Origin of the sequence: Actinomyces gerencseriae DSM 6844 (assembly GCF_000429265.1) — a bacterium.
Classification (GTDB): Bacteria; Actinomycetota; Actinomycetes; order Actinomycetales; family Actinomycetaceae; genus Actinomyces; species Actinomyces gerencseriae.
The window spans coordinates 1-18,777 of record NZ_AUBN01000021.1 but is presented as its reverse complement, the minus strand read 5'-3'; the positions used below and the strand labels follow the sequence as shown (position 1 = coordinate 18,777).

Here is an 18,777-nt window from a genome sequence, read left to right as displayed (position 1 = left end):
ATCCGGAGCCGACCGAGGACGACGCCCCGCGAGCGGTGCACCGGGCCCATCCGCACGGGCCCCGCGGCCGCTCATGGGGACCACGAGGCCTGCCCCGGAACCGGACCCACCCGCACGGGGCCCCGCGATTTCGAGCGTCGGCCGGGCGCGGACTACCCTGGGCGCGGATACCGACCACCGCCCCGATCACCGGAAGGCTCCCGGATGACTGACACTGCCGACGCGTTGTCGCCGTTGGACGAAGCGGGCATCAGCGCCCTCGTCGATGAGGGGCTGGCGGCCATCGCCGCCGCCGGCGACCCGCCCTCCCTCAAGGAGGTGCGCCTGGCCCTCACCGGTGACGCCTCCGCCCTGGCCCGCGCCGGACGCGATATCGGGGCGCTCGACAAGGCCGACAGGCCCGCCGCGGGCAAGCTCCTCGGCGCGGCCCGCGCCCGCTTGAACAAGGCCCTGGCGGAGCGCCGGAGCGTCCTCGAGGCCGAGGCCGAGGCCCGCATGCTGGCCACCGAGGCCGTCGATGTCACCATCCCCACGGCGCGCCTGGCCGCCGGCGCGCGGCATCCTCTCGACGTCCTGGTCGATGAGGTCGCCGATCTCTTCGTCGCCATGGGCTGGTCCATCGCCGAGGGCCCCGAGCTCGAGCACGAGTGGTTCGACTTCGACGCCCTCAACTTCGACGCCGATCATCCGGCGCGGCAGATGCAGGACACCTTCTACGTCGATGGCGCATCGGTGGGCGGTGAGCCGGGCGCGACGGCCAACCTCGTGCTGCGCACCCACACCTCCCCGGTGCAGGCCCGCGCCATGCTCGCCGCCGAGCCGCCGCTCTACGTCGCCTGCCCCGGCAAGGTGTTCCGGTCCGACGAGCTCGACCAGACCCACACCCCGGTCTTCCACCAGGTGGAGGGCCTGGCGGTCGACAAGGGCCTGACCATGGCCCACCTCAAGGGCACTCTGGACCACGTCGCCAAGGCGATGTTCGGCCCCGGGGCGTGCACCCGCCTGCGGCCCTCCTTCTTCCCCTTCACCGAGCCGAGTGCCGAGATGGACCTGTGGTTCCCCTTCAAGAAGGGCGGGCCCGGCTGGATCGAGTGGTGCGGTTGCGGCATGGTCAACCCCAACGTGCTCATCGCCTGCGGCATCGACCCGGAGGTCCACACCGGCTTCGCCTTCGGCATGGGCCTGGAGCGCACCCTCATGCTGCGCCACGGCATCGCCGACATGTACGACATCGTCGAGGGCGACATCCGCTTCTCCCAGCAGTTCGGCACCACCGGAAGGGGAATCTGACATGCCCTACGTTCCCATCGAGTGGCTTCGCGAGCACGTCGATGTCCCCTCCGGCACCACGGCCGCCCGACTGGCCGCGGACCTGGTCAAGGTGGGCCTGGAGGAGGAGCGGATCGTCCCCCCGCCCGTCACCGGTCCTCTCGTCGTCGGCAAGGTGCTCACGCGCGAGGCCAGGAGGCAGACCAACGGCAAGGTGATCAACTACTGCCGCGTCGACGTCGGCCCCGCTCACAACGACCCGCCCGGCACCGGCAAGGAGCCCTCCGAGCTGCCCAGCCGCGGCATCGTGTGCGGCGCCCACAACTTCGACGTCGGCGACTCGGTCGTCGTCTGCCTGCCGGGAGCCGTGCTGCCGGGCGATTTCGCCATCTCCGCGCGCAAGACCTACGGGCACATCTCGGACGGCATGATCTGCTCCGAGCGCGAGCTCGGCCTCGGCGCCGACCACGACGGCATCATCGTGCTCGACCAGTGGCTCGTCGTCCATGGCCGTGATGATCGTGATGACGAGGATTTGCCCGACCCCGGGACCGATGCGATCCCCCTCCTGGGCCTGGGCGAGGAGGTCCTGGAGATCAACGTGACCCCTGACCGGGGCTACTGCTTCTCCATGCGCGGGATCGCCCGCGAGTACTCGCACGCCACCGGAGCCCGTTTCACGGACCCCGCCGACGGCGCAGATCCGGCCCTGTACCCCCATGGCGTGGCCCCGGCCGGCGACGGCGGCTTCGAGATCCGCATCCCGGACGACCCCTCTCCGATCCACGGGCGCCCCGGGTGCGATCGCTACGTCGCCCGCGTCGTGCGGGGCGTCGATCCGACGGCGCCGAGTCCGCGATGGATGCGCGACCGGCTGACGGCCGCGGGCATGCGGCCGATCAGCCTCGCCGTGGACGTGACCAACTACGTCATGCTCGATCTGGGGCAGCCGCTGCACGCCTTCGATCTGGCCGAGCTGCGCGCCCCGATCGTCGTGCGTCGCGCCGAGGCGGGGGAGACCCTCACCTTCCTCGACGATGTCACGCGCGCCCTGGACCCGGAGGACCTCGTGATCTCCGACTCGCCGGCCGGGGAGGGGTCGCGCGCCCTGGTGCTGGCCGGCGTCTTCGGCGGTGCCGACACCGAGGTCCATGAGCGCACCACCGACGTCCTCATCGAGGCCGCCCACTTCGATCCCGTGTCCATCGCCCGCTCGGCCCGTCGGCACAAGCTGCCCACCGAGTCGTCCAAGCGCAACGAGCGCGGTGTGGACACCGAGCTCGCCCCCGTCGCCGCGCAGCGGGCCGTCGACCTGCTGGTGGAGTACGGCGGCGGTACGGCCGACCCGGTCGCCACCGATGTCGACAGGACCACCGCGCCGTCCGCCCTGGTCATCCGCGCGGACGACGCCGAGCGCCTCACCGGCGTCGCCTACGGCGAACGGCGAGTGCGCGAGCTGCTGGAGGCCATCGGCTGCACCGTGGAGTCCGCGGGGCACGATCTGCTCGCCGTCACCCCGCCCACCTGGCGACCCGACCTGGTCGGCGCCGCCCACGTCGCCGAGGAGATCGCCCGCCTCGACGGCTACGACAGCATTCCCGTCGTCGTGCCCGCGGCGCCGCCCGGAACGGGGCTGACGCCGCGCCAGCGCGCCCGCCGCGACGTGGTGCGGGCCCTGGCCGACGCCGGCCTCACCCAGGTGCTGTCCTACCCCTTCATCGGCGACGTGCACGATGCGCTCGAGCTTCCCGACGACGACCCGCGCCGGGACGCGGTGCGCCTGGCCAACCCCCTGGCCGAGGACGCGCCGTACCTGCGCACCAGCGTGCTCGACTCGCTGGTGGAGGTCGCCCGCCGCAATGTCTCCCGCGGCCTGCACGACGTCGCCGTCTACGAGATCGGCGCCGTCACCCGTCCTGCCGGCACCGTTCCCGCCGCGATCCCGGGCGTCGATCGCCGTCCCACGGAGGAGGAGATCTCGGCGCTCGAGGCGGGTATCCCGGCTCAGCCGGTTCACGCGGCCGCCGTGCTGGTCGGCGATCGCGTCCGCCCGGGTGTGCTCGGCGAGCGGCGCGCATGGGACTGGGCCGATGCCATCGAGCTCGTGCGGATCGTGGCCCGCACCCTGGGCGTGGCCGTCGAGGCGGCCGCCCCCGAGAAGCCCCGCGCTCCCTGGCACCCCGGGCGCATCGCCGAGGTGCGCCTGCCGAGCACGCGCAAGGGCCGGACCGTCCTGCCGGGGACGGTCGTCGCCTACGCGGGCGAGCTCCATCCGCGCGTCGCCCGCGGCCTCGGGCTGCCGGAGCGCGCCTGCGCCCTCGAGATCGACCTGGAGCCTCTGCTGGAGGCCGCCGGGGCCGCCGGGGCGCTCCATGTGCGGGCGGTCTCGACCTTCCCCGCGGGCAAGGAGGATATTGCGCTCGTCGTGGACGAGTCGGTGACGGCCGCGTCTGTCGAGGCGGTCATTCGCGAGGCTGCGGGCGAGCTCGCCGAGGAGGTGCGCCTGTTCGACGTCTTCCGCGGGCCTCAGCTGGGCGAGGACCGGAAGTCGCTCGCCTTCTCCCTGCGCTTGCGCGCCGCCGACCGCACCCTGACGTCCGAGGAGCTGGCGGGCGTGCGCAAACGCATCGTCAAGCGCGCGGCCAGGCGTCTCGGCGCCGAGCTGCGCGCCTGAGCCGCGGGCATCGGCCGCGACGACGAGGAGGAGAGACCGCTTGTGACGGTCGTCATCTTTAGCGATGGTGTCGTGACTTCCGCACGGTGCGCGGCATAAGCCGCAATACTGATCACCATGAAGATCCTTCTCACTTCTTCTTCCCGTCACGGTGCGACCGATGAGGTCGCCGCCGTCATCGCCGAGCAACTGCGCGCCGCCGGGCTCGAGGTGGATCAGGCTCGTCCGGAGGACGTCGTCGACGTCCAGGGCTACGACGCCTTCGTCCTGGGCAGCGCCGTGTACATGACGCGATGGACCGATGAGGCCGTGGACTTCACCCGCCGTTTCCGCCGCGCCCTGCGCGACCACCACGTGTGGGCGTTCTCGGTGGGGCTGTCCGGCCTGCCCAAGGGCAGGATCGCCGATCCCAACCGCATAGGCCCGGTTCTGCTGTCCATCGAGCCGGAGGACCACATCACCTTCCCCGGTCGCTTCGATCCCGGCGCGCTGAACGTGCGCGAGCGCACTATCGCCCGCATGGGCGGCGCCACCGAGGGGGACTTCCTGGACCTCGAGGCCGTACGGGCGTGGGGCGCCTCCATCGCGGCGACCCTGTGCAACGGCCTGTGAGGCGACGGCTGGCGAGCCGGCCGCTCCCGTGATGACGCCCGTGAGTCGGGCGCGAATAGGGGCTGTGCCGGACGCCGGGGCGCGCTCGGTCGCGCTCAACGGCATGTGAGCAAGGATACGGTTCGGCGACGCCAACAAGGATCGTATTTCTATGCATCGAGTCGTATCGTTCTCGCATGACGTGGACAGCAGCAGTCGCCGGTGCGACCGGGTACGCCGGCGGTGAGGTCCTCCGCCTTCTCGCGGCCCACCCGGACATTGAGATCGGCGCCGTCACGGCGAACTCCTCCGCGGGGGATCGCCTCGGTCAGCACCATCCCCATCTTCCGGCGTTGGCCGACAGGCTCGTGGAGCCCACGGACGTCGGCCGCCTCGCCGGGCACGACGTCGTCGTTCTCGCCCTGCCCCATGGGGCCTCGGGCGCTATCGCCTCGGCCATCGAGGAGGCCGTGGCCGCGGACGCCTGGGGCGGTCCGCCGCCCGTTCTGGTGGACTGCGGAGCCGATCATCGCCTGACCGACGCCGACGCCTGGGCACGGTTCTACGGCGCGCCGTACGCCGGGGCGTGGACCTACGGGATGCCCGAGCTCCTCCACGCCGATGAGACCGTCGCCGTCGCACAGCGCCGCGAGCTGGCCTCCACTCATCGCATCGCCGTGCCGGGCTGCAACGTCACGGCCGTCACCCTCGCCGCACAGCCGGGCGTGGCCGCCGGCCTGGTCGAGACCTCCCAGGTCACGGCGGTCCTCGCCGTCGGCTACTCCGGCGCGGGCAAGTCCCTCAAGCCGCACCTGAGCGCGGCCGAGGCGCTCGGCTGCGCTCAGCCCTATGCGGTGGGGGGCACCCACCGTCATATTCCCGAGATCATCCAGAACCTGCGCCTCGCGGGGGCCGATGGCGTCCGACTGTCCTTCACCCCGGTGCTGGTGCCCATGAGCCGCGGCATCCTGGCCACCGTCACCGCTCCGGTGACCGATATCGTCCTGGACTGCGAGCATCCCGACGAGGTCCTCCGCAGCGCCTGGCAGGTCGGGTACGGCCCCCTCGGCGAGGGGGAGCGGGCCGTCCGCCTCCTCGAGAAGGGGAGCTGGCCGACCACCGGTGCCGTCGTCGGCTCCGGCTCGGCCGCCGTGCAGGTCGCCTACGACCGTGCTGCGGGCACGGCCACGATGATGTGCGCCATCGACAACCTCGGCAAGGGCACGGCCGGCGCCGCCGTGCAGTCCCTCAACCTCGCTCTGGGGCTGCCCGAGACCACGGGCCTCATGACGGAGGGGGTCGCCCCATGAGCGTCACCGCGGCCCGGGGCTTCCGCGCCGCCGGCGTGCGAGCCGGTCTCAAACCCTCCGGCAGCCCGGACCTGGCCCTGGTCGTCAACGACGGCCCGCTGGACGTGGCCGCAGGGGTGTTCACCACCAACCGGTTCGCCGCTGCGCCCGTCGTCTGGTCGCGCGGCGTCATCACCGGCGAGCGCGGGCGGCCCGGTGCCGCGCGCGCCGTCATCCTCAACGCCGGCTCGGCCAATGCCTGCACCGGGCCCGGGGGAGCCGCCGATGCCGCCGATGCCGCCGAGCACGTCGCCGGCCTGCTGTCCGGTGCGAGCGCCGGGGATGTTCTGGTCTGCTCCACGGGCGTGATCGGCGTCCTGATCGACATGGCGTCCCTTCTGGAGGGAGCCGAGGCGGCCGCGCGCTCCCTGGCCGCCTCGGAGCAGGCGGGGCACGACGCCGCTGCCGCGATCCTGACCACCGACACGGTCTCCAAGGAGGATGAGGTCGCACTGGACGCCGCCGACGGGACCTGGAGGATTGGCGGGATGATCAAGGGCGTCGGGATGCTCGCCCCCGGCATGGCCACCATGCTGTGCGTCATCACCACCGACGCCGTCGTGGATGCGAGTGCCGCCGAGCGCGCCCTGTCGGCGGCCGCGGCCCGCACGGTCAACCGCATCAACTCCGACGGCTGCATGTCGACCAATGACACCGTTCTGCTCCTGGCCTCGGGGGCCTCCGGCACCACTCCGTCCCCCGAGGCCTTCGACGCCGCCGTCGCCGAGGTCCTCGCCCGGCTCGGTCGGCGCCTGGTGGCCGACGCGGAGGGCGCCACCCATGACATCGCCATCACGGTGAGCGGTGCGACGACCGAGGCCGCCGCCGAGGCCGCCGCCCGCACGGTATCGGCCTCGAACCTCCTCAAGTGCGCCGTGGCCGGGGCGGACCCCAACTGGGGGCGCGTGCTGTCGCAGCTCGGCACCGTTCCCGAGGACGTATGCCCCTTCGACCCCGATGCGGTCGATGTCGCCATCAACGGTACGACGATCTTCCGTCACGGGGGCCCGGGGGATGACCCGGACCTCGTGGACATGAGTCCCCGCGAGATCCGCATCGACATCGACCTGTCCGCAGGCGATGCCCGGGCCACCGTGTGGACCAACGACCTGACTCACGGATACGTCACCATCAATGGGGATTACACGACATGACGGACTCAACGGACTCAGTGGACTCGACGGGCTCGGACGCGAGTCCCGCTCTGCCGCCCGAGGTCAAGGCCTCCGTCCTCCTGGAGGCCGTGCCCTGGCTGCGCTCCTACAAGGGCGCCACCATGGTCATCAAGTACGGTGGCAACGCCATGGTGGACGAGGACCTCAAACGGGCCTTCGCCCAGGACATCCTCTTCCTGCACCAGGTCGGCGTCAGACCCGTCGTCGTCCACGGGGGCGGCCCGCAGATCAACACGATGCTCGAGCGGCTGGGCATCGGCTCGGAGTTCCGCGGCGGCCTGCGGGTGACCACCCCCGAGGTGATGGACGTCGTCCGCATGGTCCTCACCGGCTCCGTGCAGCGCGAGCTGGTCTCCCTGCTCAACATCGACGGCACCGCGGCGGTGGGCATCAGCGGGGAGGACGGGGGGCTGCTGCGCGCCCGTCAGCGCCTGGCCACGGTCGATGGCCAGAGCGTGGACGTGGGCCTGGTGGGCGATGTCGTCGACGTGCAGCCCCAGCCCATCATCGACCTGCTCGACCAGGGGCGCATCCCCGTCATCTCCTCGGTGGCGCCTCTGGTGACCGACTCGGTCACCGTCCTCAACATCAACGCCGACACGGCCGCCGCGGCCATCGCCGTCGCCCTCGGGGCGCGCACCCTGCTCATGCTCACCGATGTCGAGGGGCTCTACTCCTCCTGGCCCGATCGCGACTCCCTGATCCCCTTCATCAGTGCCGATGCGCTGGAGGAGCTCCTGCCGTCATTGGAGTCCGGGATGATCCCCAAGATGGAGGCCTGCCTGAGAGCGGTGCATGGGGGAGTGGGGCAGGCCCACGTCGTCGATGGCCGCCAGGCCCACAGCATGCTCCTGGAGATCGTGACCGATGAGGGCGTCGGCACCGTCATCCACCCCGGAACCGCACCGATCCCACCACTGAACGGAGGCAGGAGGCTATGACCGCATCAACAGCTGGAGGCGCCGGACGGCCCGGTTCGCGGGCGGACGGCAACGAGGGGTGGTTGCGGCGCTACGCGGGCACCGTCATGAACACCTTCGGCACTCCGGCGCGAGTTCTCGTGCGCGGGAGGGGAGCCCACGTGTGGGACGCCGATGGCGCCGAGTACGTCGATCTGCTCGCCGGCATCGCCGTGAACTGCCTGGGGCACGCCCACCCCGCGATCGTGGAGGCCGTGACGGACCAGATGTCGACGCTGGGTCACATCTCGAACTTCTTCACCTCGCCGGCCCAGGTGAGCCTGGCGGAGGAGCTCGGCGGGATCGTGTTCCCCTCCGCCGGTCCCGGCGACTCCAAGGCCTTCCTCGCCAACTCCGGCACCGAGGCCAACGAGGCCGCCTTCAAGATCGCCCGTCGCCACGGGGGCCCGGCCAGGCCGCGCGTCCTGGCCCTGGAGGGCGCCTTCCACGGTCGCACCATGGGCGCCCTGGCGTTGACGCACAAGGCCGTCTACCGCGAGCCCTTCGAGCCGCTGCCGGGGGGCGTGGAGTTCGTTCCCGCGGGGGACGTCGAGGCGCTGGGGGCGGCCCTGGGACCCGACGTCGCGGCGCTCATCGTCGAGCCGATCCAGGGCGAGGCGGGCGTGCGCGAGTTGCCCGCCGGCTACCTCGAGGCGGCCCGTGAGCTCACGGAGGCGGCCGGCGCCCTGCTCATCATCGACGAGGTCCAGACCGGCATGGGACGCACCGGCGCCTGGATGGCCCACCATCTGCTCGCCCCCGGCGTGATGCCGGATGTGGTGACGCTGGCCAAGGGGCTCGGCGGGGGCGTGCCCATCGGTGCGGCGGTCGCCACCGGCCGGGCCGCCGAGCTCCTCGGGCCGGGGCAGCACGGCACCACCTTCGGCGGCAACCCCGTCGCCGCGGCCGCTGCACTGGCCGTCATCCGCACCATTCGCGAACAGGGCCTGCTCGAGCGGGTGGGCGCGCTCGGCGACCGCTGGGCCGCCTCCCTGGGGGCGCTGGATGCCGTGGTCGAGGTCCGCGGGCGCGGCCTTCTGCGGGGCCTCGGCCTGATCGACGCCGTCGGACCCGCCGCCCAGGTGGTCGAGGGCCTCGCCCGACGGGGCTTCATCGTCAACGCCCCCCGCCCGGACACCCTGCGCCTGGCTCCTCCGCTCATCCTGTCGGACGTCGATGCCGACGCCTTCACCGCGGCACTGGACGAGGTCCTGACGGAACGGCTCCCCGAGGGAGCGCGATGAGTCGGCCCCGGACCTGCTCCGCGGGCGATGAGATCGAGGCCATCGGCATGTCGTCACCCGCCACCAAGACGGCACGCCACGGTCTCATCGTGCAGATCCTGGGCAGGGAGCGCATCCGGTCGCAGGCCGAGCTGCGACGCGCCCTGGCCGAGCGGGGGGTGACCACCACCCAGGCCACGCTCTCACGCGATCTCGTCGAGCTGCGCGCCACCAAGGTGCGCGGACCCGGTGGCGTCCAGCTCTACGCGGTTCCCGAGGCGGGCGCTCCCGGCCAGATCCGCCCCGACGCGCCCGGTGCGCCGACCTCGGGGGGCGGCTCCATGGCCGAGTACACGACCTCGCGCCTGACGCGCTGGTGCGCCGACCTGCTGGTGACCGCCGAGTGCGCCGGGAACCAGGTGGTCATGCGCACGCCCGCGGGCGCCGCGCAGCTGCTGGCGGGCGCCGTCGATGACGCCATGCTTCCCGGCGTCCTGGGCTGCATCGCGGGCGATGACACCGTTCTGGTCGTCACCCGTTCCGAGCGCGTCGCCAGTGGCCTGGCGGCCCATCTGCTGTCCCTGGCGGAGCCCGGCGCCCGACGTGGAACGGGCACCGACCAGGCGCTGGACAGACCCTGAGCGGGCATTCAGCGGACATGGAGCAGACACCGACACGGGCACTGAGCGGTGCCGGACGGATACCGACGGCACTGCGCAAGCCCCTCCCGAGACCGCTTTTCATTTCCTGATCCCGAACGCTGCTTCGGCAGCACCACTCAGAAAAGAGAAGACACATGAGTGTTCACAAGGACTGCGTTGTCCTCGCCTACTCCGGGGGTCTCGACACCTCCGTGGCCATCGGCTGGATCGGCGAGCAGACGGGCCGAGAGGTTGTCACGGTCGCCGTCGATGTCGGTCAGGGTGGAGAGGATCTCGACGTCATCCGCCGACGAGCGCTGGACTGCGGCGCCGTCGAGGCCTACGTGGCGGACGCGCGCGAGGAGTTCGCCGAGGAGTACTGCATGCCCGCGCTCAAGGCCAATGGTCTGTACGGGGGCGCGTATCCGCTGGTCTCGGCCCTGTCCCGTCCCGTCATCGCCAAGCACCTGGTCAAGGCTGCCCGAGAGTTCGGGGCCACGACCGTCGCCCACGGCTGCACCGGCAAGGGCAATGATCAGGTCCGCTTCGAGGTGGCCATCACCTCCATGGCCCCGGACATGGATTGCATCTCCCCCGTGCGCGACCTGGCCCTGACTCGCGACGTCGCCATCGAGTACGCCGAACGGCACGAGCTGCCCATCGAGACCACCAAGCACAACCCCTTCTCCATCGACCAGAACGTGTGGGGCCGCGCCATTGAGACGGGGTTCCTGGAGGACTTGTGGAACGCCCCCACCAAGGACGTCTACGTCTACACCGATGACCCCACCTACCCGCCACTGCCCGATGAAGTCGTCATCACGTTCGAGCGCGGTATTCCAGTGGCCATCGACGGGAAGAAGGTCACCCCGCTGGAGGCCATCCAGGAGATGAACCGCCGAGCGGGCGCACAGGGCGTGGGGCGCATCGACCTGGTCGAGGACCGGCTGGTCGGCATCAAGTCCCGGGAGATCTACGAGGCCCCCGGGGCCGTCGCTCTGATCGAGGCTCACCAGGCGCTGGAGGCGGTGACCCTGGAGCGCCTTCAGCATCGCTACAAGCGGCAGATGGAGCAGACCTGGAGCGATCTGGTCTACGAGGCTCAGTGGTACTCCCCGCTCAAGCGCTCCATGGACGCGTTCATCGAGGACACTCAGACGTACGTCTCGGGCGATATCCGCATGGTGCTGCACGGCGGACGCGCCACGGTCAACGGCAGGCGCACCGACTCGGGCCTGTACGACTTCAACCTGGCGACCTATGAGACCGGTGACACGTTCGACCAGTCCTCCTCCCGCGGTTTCATCGAGATCTACGGCATGCACTCCAAGCTCGCCGCGGCCCGCGATATGCGCATGGGCGAGGGCGTCGGGTTCTGATCGCGACCGGGGCGCTCGGGCGGGGCCGGCTAGTCCGGATTCTGCCCGGGCACCCCGGTCCGCTTGACGGGGGCGCCTCGGAATCGGCGGGGATAAGAGTGCGCTCATCGCGAATACGACAATGCTCCAGAGGTCATGAATCCCCGGCGTGATGCGGTTACCGCGAGCGGCATATGCTCTCGTGCCGCTCGTCCCGGAACCGGGAGGCGGTCCCGTGCCCGAGCCACGCCGCGGGACGGTGCTGGTCGGCGATACTCCTGAGATCTGCTTACGATGCGGGCAGCAATATGGATCGCCGCCGAGTCTCGGGCTCGGCCACCGCCCCGCGGCGCAGGCGATTCGATAACACGAGAGGACTTCCACGTGCCAGCAGCCGAGGCTCATTCCGGAGCCGCCGTCGTCGGCGCACGTCGCAGTCTCATGCCCGCCCTGGGCACATGGGGCTTCATCGTCACGTTCTCGGGTCAGGGGTTGCGCAATGTCGTTGGCTGGTGGGCATTCGGCGTCATCGCCGCGATCAGCGGCGTCATGCTCTTCGTCGTCTTCGTGCGCGAGGGACACCGCGTCCCGTGGAGGGCGCTGCCCCCGATCGCCAGCGCATACACGGTCCTGTGCATGGCGAGCGTCATATGGTCCCATTATCCGCGCGAAACCGTTCTGGCCGGTCTTCTCATGCTGGCCACCACGGCCACGGGCGTGCTTCTGGCCTGCGGACTGTCCCTGCGCCAATTCACCGATGCCCTCAGCCGGGCCCTCGAGACGACCCTTGTGCTCAGCCTCCTGCTCGAGCTCTACGTGGCACTCGTCCTGCGCCATCCGCTGATCCCCATCTACATGAAGGACTGGAGCGAGGTCCCCCCCTCCTACATCTGGGTCGAGGGCAATATCCTCCAGGGCGGACCGATCCAGGGCGTTGTCGGTAATCGGAATCCGCTGGCCTTCATCGCTCTGCTCACCTTGATCTGCGTGGCCGTGCGCTGGAGGGACTACCGGCTGCGACTGCCGAACTTCGTGGCGTGGTCGGCCCTGTCCGTCCTGACGCTCGTCCTGACCGGTTCGGCCACCGTGATCGTCGCGGCCGTCGTGTGCGGTGTCGTCATGATGTTCCTGTGGCTGCTGCGTCATGTCCCCATCGTCATGAGGCCCACCGTCATCGTGACGGCCTCGGCGCTGGGAGTGGCGCTGGTCGCCATCGCGATCGGCTGGCACTCGCAGGTGACCGCCCTGCTCGGTCGCAGCTCGGACATGACCGGGCGATGGGAGATCTGGCTGAAGGTGCTCGACCTGTGGGAGCAGCACACCTTTCTGGGCTGGGGATGGATCATGTACTGGGTGCCGTGGCTGCCCATGTTCGGCACGCTCGTGATCCGTCCTGACGGCACGCCGACGCTCAGCGCTCACAACGCCTACATCGAGGCCCTTCTCCAGACCGGCGTCGTGGGCGCCTCGCTGATCGCCGTCCTCGTGCTGACACTCACCTTCCGCTCCTTCAGGCTGGCCGTGCGCTACCTGGATTCCGACGCCTCGGTGCTCCTGCCCGCCCTGCTCATGACCGCCATGGTCGTGCAGTCCATGACGGAGTCGCGACTGCTCTCGGAGGGCAACTGGGTGACGGTGTGCGCCCTGGGCACCTGGCTCGGACTGCACGAGATCATCGAGCGCGAGCGCAACGATCCGTGGGCTCTCGAGAAGAGCATCTCGCGGACGCGCTGATTCGGGGGCTGATGCGTCCGCCGCGTCCTCCACCGGGAGGCGATGCCCCGCAGCGGCGGACGGGCCGCGGTGCGGGTTATCGGGGATCCGAGTGTCGCCGCATCGATTGCTCCGGCTCGTGCCGCGATGCGTCATGATGGACTCATGACCAGCGAGCAGAACCAGCACGAGTCCGTCGACGCCGGAACCGGGATCAGCCTGTGGGGCGGCCGCTTCACCGGCGGGCCGGCCGACGCGCTGGCCGCCCTGTCCGTCTCCACCCACTTCGACTGGCGCCTGGCCCGTTACGACATCGCCGGTTCGCGCGCCCACGCCCGGGCCCTGCGCGCCGCGGGCCTGCTCGACGAGGTCCAGCTGGACGGCATGATCGGCGCTCTGGACCGCCTTGAGGACGACGTCGTCGCCGGCGTCTTCACCCCCGTTCCGTCGGACGAGGACGTCCACACCGCCCTGGAGCGCGGGCTCATGGAGCGCGCGGGGACCCATCTCGGCGGACGCCTGCGCGCCGGCCGCAGCCGCAACGACCAGATCGCCACCCTCATCCGCATGTATCTGCGCGATCAGGCCCGCCGTATCGCGGGGCTCGTGCTCGACGTCGTCGAGGCCCTGATGAGCCAGGCCGCTCGTGCCGGTGAGGCGATCATGCCGGGGCGCACTCATCTGCAGCATGCTCAACCCGTCCTGGTCGCGCACCACCTGCTCGCGCACGCCTGGCCGCTCATGCGCGACGTCGAGCGCCTGGAGGACTGGGACGCCCGTGCTGCCGTCTCCCCATACGGATCCGGGGCTTTGGCGGGAAACACCCTGGGACTCGATCCCGATGCCGTCGCCGCCGACCTCGGCTTCCGCGCGGGCGCGGAGAACTCCATCGACGCCACCTCGGCCCGTGACGCGGTGGCTGAGTTCTCCTTCATCCTGGCCATGGCCGCTGTCGACCTGTCCCGCCTGAGCGAGGAGATCATCATCTGGAGCACCAGGGAGTTCGGCTTCATCACCCTGGACGACGCCTACTCCACCGGCTCGTCGATCATGCCGCAGAAGAAGAACCCCGACGTCGCCGAGCTCGCTCGCGGCAGGGCCGGTCGCCTCATCGGCGACCTCACCGGGCTCCTGGCGAGCCTCAAGGGCCTGCCGCTGGCCTACGACCGCGACCTTCAGGAGGACAAGGAGCCCGTCTTCGACGCGGTGGACGCCCTGACCGTCCTGCTCCCGGCGGTCGCCGGAATGGTCGGGACCATGACCCTGCACGTGGATCGGATGGCCGAGCTGGCGCCCCGGGGCTTCTCCCTGGCGACCGACGTCGCCGAGTGGCTGGTGAGGTCCGGCGTTCCGTTCCGCGAGGCGCATGAGATCTCCGGGGCCTGCGTGCGCGAGTGCGAGAGCCGTGGCATCGAGCTGTGGGACCTCAACGATGACGACTTCGCCCGCATCGACCCCCGCCTGACGCCCGGCGTGCGCGATGTCCTCTCGGTCTCCGGCTCCGTGGCCGCCCGGGCCGGGCACGGCGGCACGGCCCCCGTGCGCGTCGTCGAGCAGCTCGCCCGGGCGATCGAGCACGCCTCCGAGCTGCGGGCCTTCAGCCGGGAGGGCTCGCTGCTGGACGACCCGGGCGATCCGTCGGGCCCCGATCCCGATGAGGGCGAGGCGGCCTGAGGATGACCGCGCAGCCGGCTCGAGTCGTCACGCCGTCGGACGTCCTCGACCTTCTTGAGGGCGATCCGGTCGATGTCGCACCGCACCTGCTCGGGGCGGTCGTGGCCGCGAGGGACGACGACGGCGCCGTGGCGGTCCGCCTGACGGAGGTCGAGGCCTACCGGGGGGAGACCGATCCCGGCTCGCACGCCTTCAGGGGCAGGACGCCGCGGAACTCAGCGATGTTCGGGGCCGCAGGAGCGATCTACGTCTACTTCACCTACGGCATGCACCATTGCGTCAACATCGTGTGCGGGCCGCAGGGCCTGTCGCGGGCCGTCCTCCTGCGAGCGGGCGAGGTGATCCGGGGAGCGGATCTCGCCCGACGGCGTCGGCCCGCCGCGAAGACCGATCGCGACCTGGCCCGGGGCCCGGCTCGCCTGTGCCGGGCCCTGGGCCTGGGCCGGGCGGACGACGGCGCTCGCCTGGGCGGTCCCGACGATCGGGTCTCCCTGACGCTGCCCGCGCTCGAGTCGGGACCGGGCACCGCGGTCACGCGCTCGGGTCCCCGTACCGGTGTCGCGGGGACCGGCGGCGACGGCGAGGCCTACCCGTGGCGGTTCTGGATCGACGGCGAGCCGACCGTCTCCCCCTACAGGGCCGCTCGCCCCCGCAGGAGGCGGCATGATCCCTGAGAAGCGCGAGCGGCACGACTACTGGAACCACAACGCCGCCTTCCATCGTGAGCTGGTGCGCGACGCGGCCGCACGCGGCGGGCGGGCGCTCGACGTCGGCTGCGGCGACGGGCTGCTCGTGCAGAGGCTGGCGGGAGCGTGCCGTGAGGTCGCGGGGGTCGACAACGAGTCCGCGGCTCTGCTGCGCGCCCGCCGTCGGCTGGCGGGAACCCCCTCGGCGCACGTGCTCGACGCCGACATCATGAGTGGCGCCACCGCCGAGCTTCTGGGCCGCTTCGAGACCGTGACCTGCGTGGCGGTGCTGCACCACCTGCCGCTGGAGGCGGGGCTCATGCGACTGAGCGAGCTCGTCGCGCCGGGAGGACGGCTGATCATCGTCGGCCTGGCGGCCAATGAGAGCGCCTGGGACTGGCTGCTGTCCGGTCTCACCCTGATCCCGGCCCGAGCGGCGGGCCGATGGCATCACGAGACGCGCGACATCGGGGTGCTCACGGCTCCGGCGCGCGAGTCGCTGCGCGAGATCCGCGCTGTCGCGGCGCGCGTCCTGCCCGGCTGCCGTCTGCGACGGCGCATGTACTGGCGCTACCGCCTGACCTGGGACCGGCCCGGGACGGCTTGACGAGCACGAGCGGGATCGCGCCGGGAGCGGCGGGGGATATCGGGGTCCGAAAGTGTTCCCGACCATCGCCCTCGATTATTGATGCTACGTCGTGCTACATCTGGTGCATGGCTGTTGCGCAGATCAGTCAGCGGGAGATGAGGAACGACAGCGGGGCCGTGCTGCGCCGTGTCGAGGCGGGCGAGGTGCTCGAGGTGACCCGTCGGGGGGTTCCCGTGGCGCGTCTGGTGCCCCTGTCGGATGAGTCGGACCTGAGGTGCGTCAGGCCCGCCACCAGGTCGATCTGGGAACTGGACCTTCCGTGGATCACGTCCGGTGAACCCACTGAGGTCACCATGGCCGCAATCCGGGACGATCGATGAGGTGGTACCTCGACACCTCGGCCGCGATGAAGCTCATCAAGCGGGAGTTCGAGTCCACGGCGCTTGCCGAGCGTCTGCGAGCCGATCGGCCGGACCTCATCAGCGCGCTGCTGCTCGAGACCGAACTGCGTCGGGCGGTCCACCGCCACGAGCCGCTCACGCAGGAGGCGGTCAGTGCGTTCCTCGCGACCCTGACGATCTACGACATGCCGCCCTCCCTCTACGGCGAGGCCGGACTCATCGGCGGACCGGACCCGCGGTCCCTGGACGCGCTGCACGTGTGCGCGGCCTTGCGCTGCGGCGCGACGGCGATCGTCACCTACGACGAGCGCATGGGGCGGGCCGCCGCCGCCGTCGGCCTGCCGGTGATCTCGCCCGGGGTGCCGAGCTCCTGAACGGCTTCCGGTTCCGTCCGCCCCGGTGCCCTGCGGGCGGCCAGGCGGTCGCGGTGGGCGGGCGACCGGCTCCCCGCCCGCTCCGGCGCCCCGGACACGGGCGGAGTCGTGCGACCGGACGTGGCACACTAACCGCGCCGGAGCGGCACGCCCGGCCCCGAGCTCAGCGGGAGGCACTGGGCCCGACCCATGGAAGGCAACAGGACCGTGACCGACATCCTGGAGGAGCTGCAGTGGCGGGGCCTCATCGCCCAGCACACCGACATCGACGCGTTGCGCGCGGCGCTGGCCGATGGCGGGCTCACCTTCTACTGCGGTTTCGATCCGACCGCACCGAGTCTGCATCACGGCCACCTGGTCGCCGTCAAGGTGATGCGGCACCTTCAGATGGCGGGCCACCATCCTCTCGCTCTGATCGGGGGCGCCACCGGACTCATAGGCGACCCGCGGACCAAGGGCGAGCGCGCTCTCAATACCAGGGAGGTCGTCGCAAACTGGGCGACGCGACTCACGTCGCAGTTGGAGCATCTTCTCGACTTCGAGGGCGATAACCCGGCGCGCATCGTCAACAACCTCGACTGGACCGGAGGGTTGAGCGCCATCGACCTCCTGCGCGATATCGGCAAGCACTTCCGCATGGGCACGATGCTCGCCAAGGACATCGTGGCCCGGCGACTCGCCAGCGAGGAGGGAATCTCCTTCACCGAGTTCAGCTACCAGATCCTCCAGGCCAACGACTACCTCGAGCTCTACCGCCGCTACGGCTGCACGCTCGAGGTCGGCGGCAACGACCAGTGGGGGAACCTCGTGGGGGGCATGGATCTCATCCGCAAAGTCGAGGGCGAGACGGTGCACGTGATGACCAATCCGCTCATCACCAAGGCCGACGGCACCAAGTTCGGCAAGACCGAGGGCGGGGCCATCTGGCTCAGCCCCGAGCTGCTGTCGCCGTACGCCTTCTACCAGTTCTGGCTGCAGGTGGACGATGCTGACGTCGCGCGCTTCCTGAGGGTCTTCACCTTCCTGGATCGTGCGGAGATCGAGCGCCTCGAAGCGGCCACGGCCGAGAATCCGAAGGCGCGCGAGGCGCAGAGGACTCTTGCGCGTGAGGTGACCGCCTGGGTTCACGGGGTCGATGCCGTCCGTGACGCTCAGGCCGCGACGGAGGCGCTGTGGGGACGGGGGCGCCTCTCGGGGCTCGACGAGGCGACTGTGACCGCGGCGACCGCCGACCTGCCGGCGGGGGAGCTCGTGGTGGGCGAATCGACCATCGTGGATCTGCTCGTGTCCACAGGGTTGGAGAAGGGGCGCAGCGCCGCCCGCAAGACGGTGGCGGGTGGGGGCGCCTATCTCAATAACGTTAAGATCATCGACGAGGACGCGCCCGTGACGGCGGAGCAGCTGCTCGCCGGGGGAGTGGTTCTCGTGCGCAAGGGGCGTCGCAACCTCGCGGTGGCGCGGCAGAGCCGGAGCTGACGAGGACCGCCGTCGTCCTGTGGACGCCATGGACGCAATCGCATTCCGGGGTCCGCGGGCACGGGAGCGCCGACAGTCTCGGGCGCGGCGAGGGCTGTGGGCGGCGCCACCATTGTTCGGCTTGACCGTCGGAGGGGCGCTCCGTAATCTTCTCTGCGGCCCGGGCGGAGCGGTGATGCCGTGAGCCGTGCGGGAACTGATGAGTTTGAGAAGGCCGTCGAGGGTGAGATCGGGATCACGAGTCCCGGGTTTGACCTGAGGGGGACGGATCGCTAAGGTTCATCGGGTGCTTCCGGGGAGAAGCGGTTCCGTCGCGAGTGGTGGAGCATGATGGATCTCCGGTGGGTGTGTTGTTTGAGATCTCGATAGTGTGTCTTGTTTTTTGTGTTTGTGGTTTGTTTTGTTTGTTTTTGGTTTGTTTTGGAGAGTTTGATCCTGGCTCAGGACGAACGCTGGCGGCGTGCTTAACACATGCAAGTCGAACGGGCTTCTGGGGTTCTGGCTTTTTTGGTTGGGGTTCTGGGGGTTAGTGGCGAACGGGTGAGTAACACGTGAGTAACCTGCCCTTCACTTCTGGATAACCGCTTGAAAGGGTGGCTAATACGGGATGTTTCTGGGTCTGTCG

The 18,777-nt window shown here is 70.5% G+C and carries 16 protein-coding genes and 1 rRNA gene; all 17 read left to right on the top strand.

Annotated elements, in window-relative coordinates:
* The first annotated feature begins 204 nt into the window (after positions 1 to 204).
* A complete protein-coding gene (gene pheS, locus G448_RS0109270) occupies positions 205 to 1,290 on the top strand; it encodes a phenylalanine--tRNA ligase subunit alpha (RefSeq protein ID WP_026407746.1) in 1,086 nt (361 codons plus the stop codon).
* Position 1,291: 1 nt separating this feature from the next.
* Entirely contained in the window at positions 1,292 to 3,943 is a 2,652-nt protein-coding gene (gene pheT / locus G448_RS0109265; RefSeq protein ID WP_026407745.1) for a phenylalanine--tRNA ligase subunit beta, read from the top strand.
* Positions 3,944 to 4,060: 117 nt separating this feature from the next.
* The gene (locus tag G448_RS0109260) at positions 4,061 to 4,555 is read left to right on the top strand and encodes a flavodoxin domain-containing protein (RefSeq protein ID WP_026407744.1); all 495 of its coding nucleotides are present in this window, start codon (positions 4,061 to 4,063) and stop codon (positions 4,553 to 4,555) included.
* A gap of 176 nt (positions 4,556 to 4,731) precedes the next feature.
* A complete protein-coding gene (gene argC, locus G448_RS0109255) occupies positions 4,732 to 5,844 on the top strand; it encodes an N-acetyl-gamma-glutamyl-phosphate reductase (protein WP_026407743.1) in 1,113 nt (370 codons plus the stop codon).
* Entirely contained in the window at positions 5,841 to 7,037 is a 1,197-nt protein-coding gene (gene argJ, locus G448_RS0109250; protein ID WP_026407742.1) for a bifunctional glutamate N-acetyltransferase/amino-acid acetyltransferase ArgJ, read from the top strand. The genes argC and argJ overlap by 4 nt, the downstream gene beginning before the upstream one ends.
* Positions 7,034 to 7,999 carry an acetylglutamate kinase gene (argB, locus tag G448_RS0109245; RefSeq protein ID WP_034494948.1) on the top strand — a complete coding sequence of 322 codons (966 nt, stop codon included), beginning with the start codon at positions 7,034 to 7,036 and terminating at the stop codon, positions 7,997 to 7,999. Before argJ ends, argB begins: the two co-directional genes overlap by 4 nt.
* A complete protein-coding gene (locus tag G448_RS0109240) occupies positions 7,996 to 9,261 on the top strand; it encodes an acetylornithine transaminase (protein ID WP_026407740.1) in 1,266 nt (421 codons plus the stop codon). The genes argB and G448_RS0109240 overlap by 4 nt, the downstream gene beginning before the upstream one ends.
* The gene (locus G448_RS16020; protein ID WP_051268864.1) at positions 9,258 to 9,881 is read left to right on the top strand and encodes an arginine repressor; all 624 of its coding nucleotides are present in this window, start codon (positions 9,258 to 9,260) and stop codon (positions 9,879 to 9,881) included. Before G448_RS0109240 ends, G448_RS16020 begins: the two co-directional genes overlap by 4 nt.
* A gap of 155 nt (positions 9,882 to 10,036) precedes the next feature.
* Complete coding sequence (locus G448_RS0109230; protein WP_026407739.1) at positions 10,037 to 11,260, top strand: argininosuccinate synthase; 1,224 nt, start codon at positions 10,037 to 10,039, stop codon at positions 11,258 to 11,260.
* Positions 11,261 to 11,623: 363 nt separating this feature from the next.
* Complete coding sequence (locus tag G448_RS0109225) at positions 11,624 to 12,973, top strand: O-antigen ligase family protein (RefSeq protein ID WP_026407738.1); 1,350 nt, start codon at positions 11,624 to 11,626, stop codon at positions 12,971 to 12,973.
* Positions 12,974 to 13,117: 144 nt separating this feature from the next.
* Positions 13,118 to 14,626 carry an argininosuccinate lyase gene (gene argH, locus G448_RS0109220; protein WP_026407737.1) on the top strand — a complete coding sequence of 503 codons (1,509 nt, stop codon included), beginning with the start codon at positions 13,118 to 13,120 and terminating at the stop codon, positions 14,624 to 14,626.
* A 2-nt stretch (positions 14,627 to 14,628) separates the two neighbouring features.
* On the top strand, positions 14,629 to 15,300 hold the full coding sequence (locus tag G448_RS0109215; protein WP_026407736.1) for a DNA-3-methyladenine glycosylase: 672 nt from the start codon (positions 14,629 to 14,631) through the stop codon (positions 15,298 to 15,300).
* Complete coding sequence (locus G448_RS0109210) at positions 15,290 to 15,919, top strand: class I SAM-dependent methyltransferase (protein ID WP_034494947.1); 630 nt, start codon at positions 15,290 to 15,292, stop codon at positions 15,917 to 15,919. The genes G448_RS0109215 and G448_RS0109210 overlap by 11 nt, the downstream gene beginning before the upstream one ends.
* A gap of 107 nt (positions 15,920 to 16,026) precedes the next feature.
* On the top strand, positions 16,027 to 16,281 hold the full coding sequence (locus G448_RS16015) for a type II toxin-antitoxin system Phd/YefM family antitoxin (protein ID WP_034494946.1): 255 nt from the start codon (positions 16,027 to 16,029) through the stop codon (positions 16,279 to 16,281).
* Positions 16,278 to 16,676, top strand: coding sequence for a type II toxin-antitoxin system VapC family toxin (locus G448_RS0109200; protein WP_026407734.1), 399 nt, complete (start codon positions 16,278 to 16,280; stop codon positions 16,674 to 16,676). The genes G448_RS16015 and G448_RS0109200 overlap by 4 nt, the downstream gene beginning before the upstream one ends.
* Positions 16,677 to 16,883: 207 nt before the next feature.
* Positions 16,884 to 18,152: a tyrosine--tRNA ligase gene (gene tyrS / locus G448_RS0109195; RefSeq protein ID WP_026407733.1), complete on the top strand. Its 1,269-nt coding sequence runs from the start codon at positions 16,884 to 16,886 to the stop codon at positions 18,150 to 18,152.
* Positions 18,153 to 18,569: 417 nt separating this feature from the next.
* A 16S ribosomal RNA gene (locus tag G448_RS0109190) occupies positions 18,570 to 18,777 on the top strand; the annotation flags it as partial.

Bases quoted from the DNA above. Each gene is read 5' to 3' on its own strand.
- pheS (WP_026407746.1), top strand. From the start codon at position 205: ATGACTGACACTGCCGACGCGTTGTCGCCGTTGGACGAAGCGGGCATC.
- pheT (WP_026407745.1), top strand. From the start codon at position 1,292: ATGCCCTACGTTCCCATCGAGTGGCTTCGCGAGCACGTCGATGTCCCC.
- G448_RS0109260 (WP_026407744.1), top strand. From the start codon at position 4,061: ATGAAGATCCTTCTCACTTCTTCTTCCCGTCACGGTGCGACCGATGAG.
- argC (WP_026407743.1), top strand. From the start codon at position 4,732: ATGACGTGGACAGCAGCAGTCGCCGGTGCGACCGGGTACGCCGGCGGT.
- argJ (WP_026407742.1), top strand. From the start codon at position 5,841: ATGAGCGTCACCGCGGCCCGGGGCTTCCGCGCCGCCGGCGTGCGAGCC.
- argB (WP_034494948.1), top strand. From the start codon at position 7,034: ATGACGGACTCAACGGACTCAGTGGACTCGACGGGCTCGGACGCGAGT.
- G448_RS0109240 (WP_026407740.1), top strand. From the start codon at position 7,996: ATGACCGCATCAACAGCTGGAGGCGCCGGACGGCCCGGTTCGCGGGCG.
- G448_RS16020 (WP_051268864.1), top strand. From the start codon at position 9,258: ATGAGTCGGCCCCGGACCTGCTCCGCGGGCGATGAGATCGAGGCCATC.
- G448_RS0109230 (WP_026407739.1), top strand. From the start codon at position 10,037: ATGAGTGTTCACAAGGACTGCGTTGTCCTCGCCTACTCCGGGGGTCTC.
- argH (WP_026407737.1), top strand. From the start codon at position 13,118: ATGACCAGCGAGCAGAACCAGCACGAGTCCGTCGACGCCGGAACCGGG.
- G448_RS0109215 (WP_026407736.1), top strand. From the start codon at position 14,629: ATGACCGCGCAGCCGGCTCGAGTCGTCACGCCGTCGGACGTCCTCGAC.
- G448_RS0109210 (WP_034494947.1), top strand. From the start codon at position 15,290: ATGATCCCTGAGAAGCGCGAGCGGCACGACTACTGGAACCACAACGCC.
- G448_RS16015 (WP_034494946.1), top strand. From the start codon at position 16,027: ATGGCTGTTGCGCAGATCAGTCAGCGGGAGATGAGGAACGACAGCGGG.
- G448_RS0109200 (WP_026407734.1), top strand. From the start codon at position 16,278: ATGAGGTGGTACCTCGACACCTCGGCCGCGATGAAGCTCATCAAGCGG.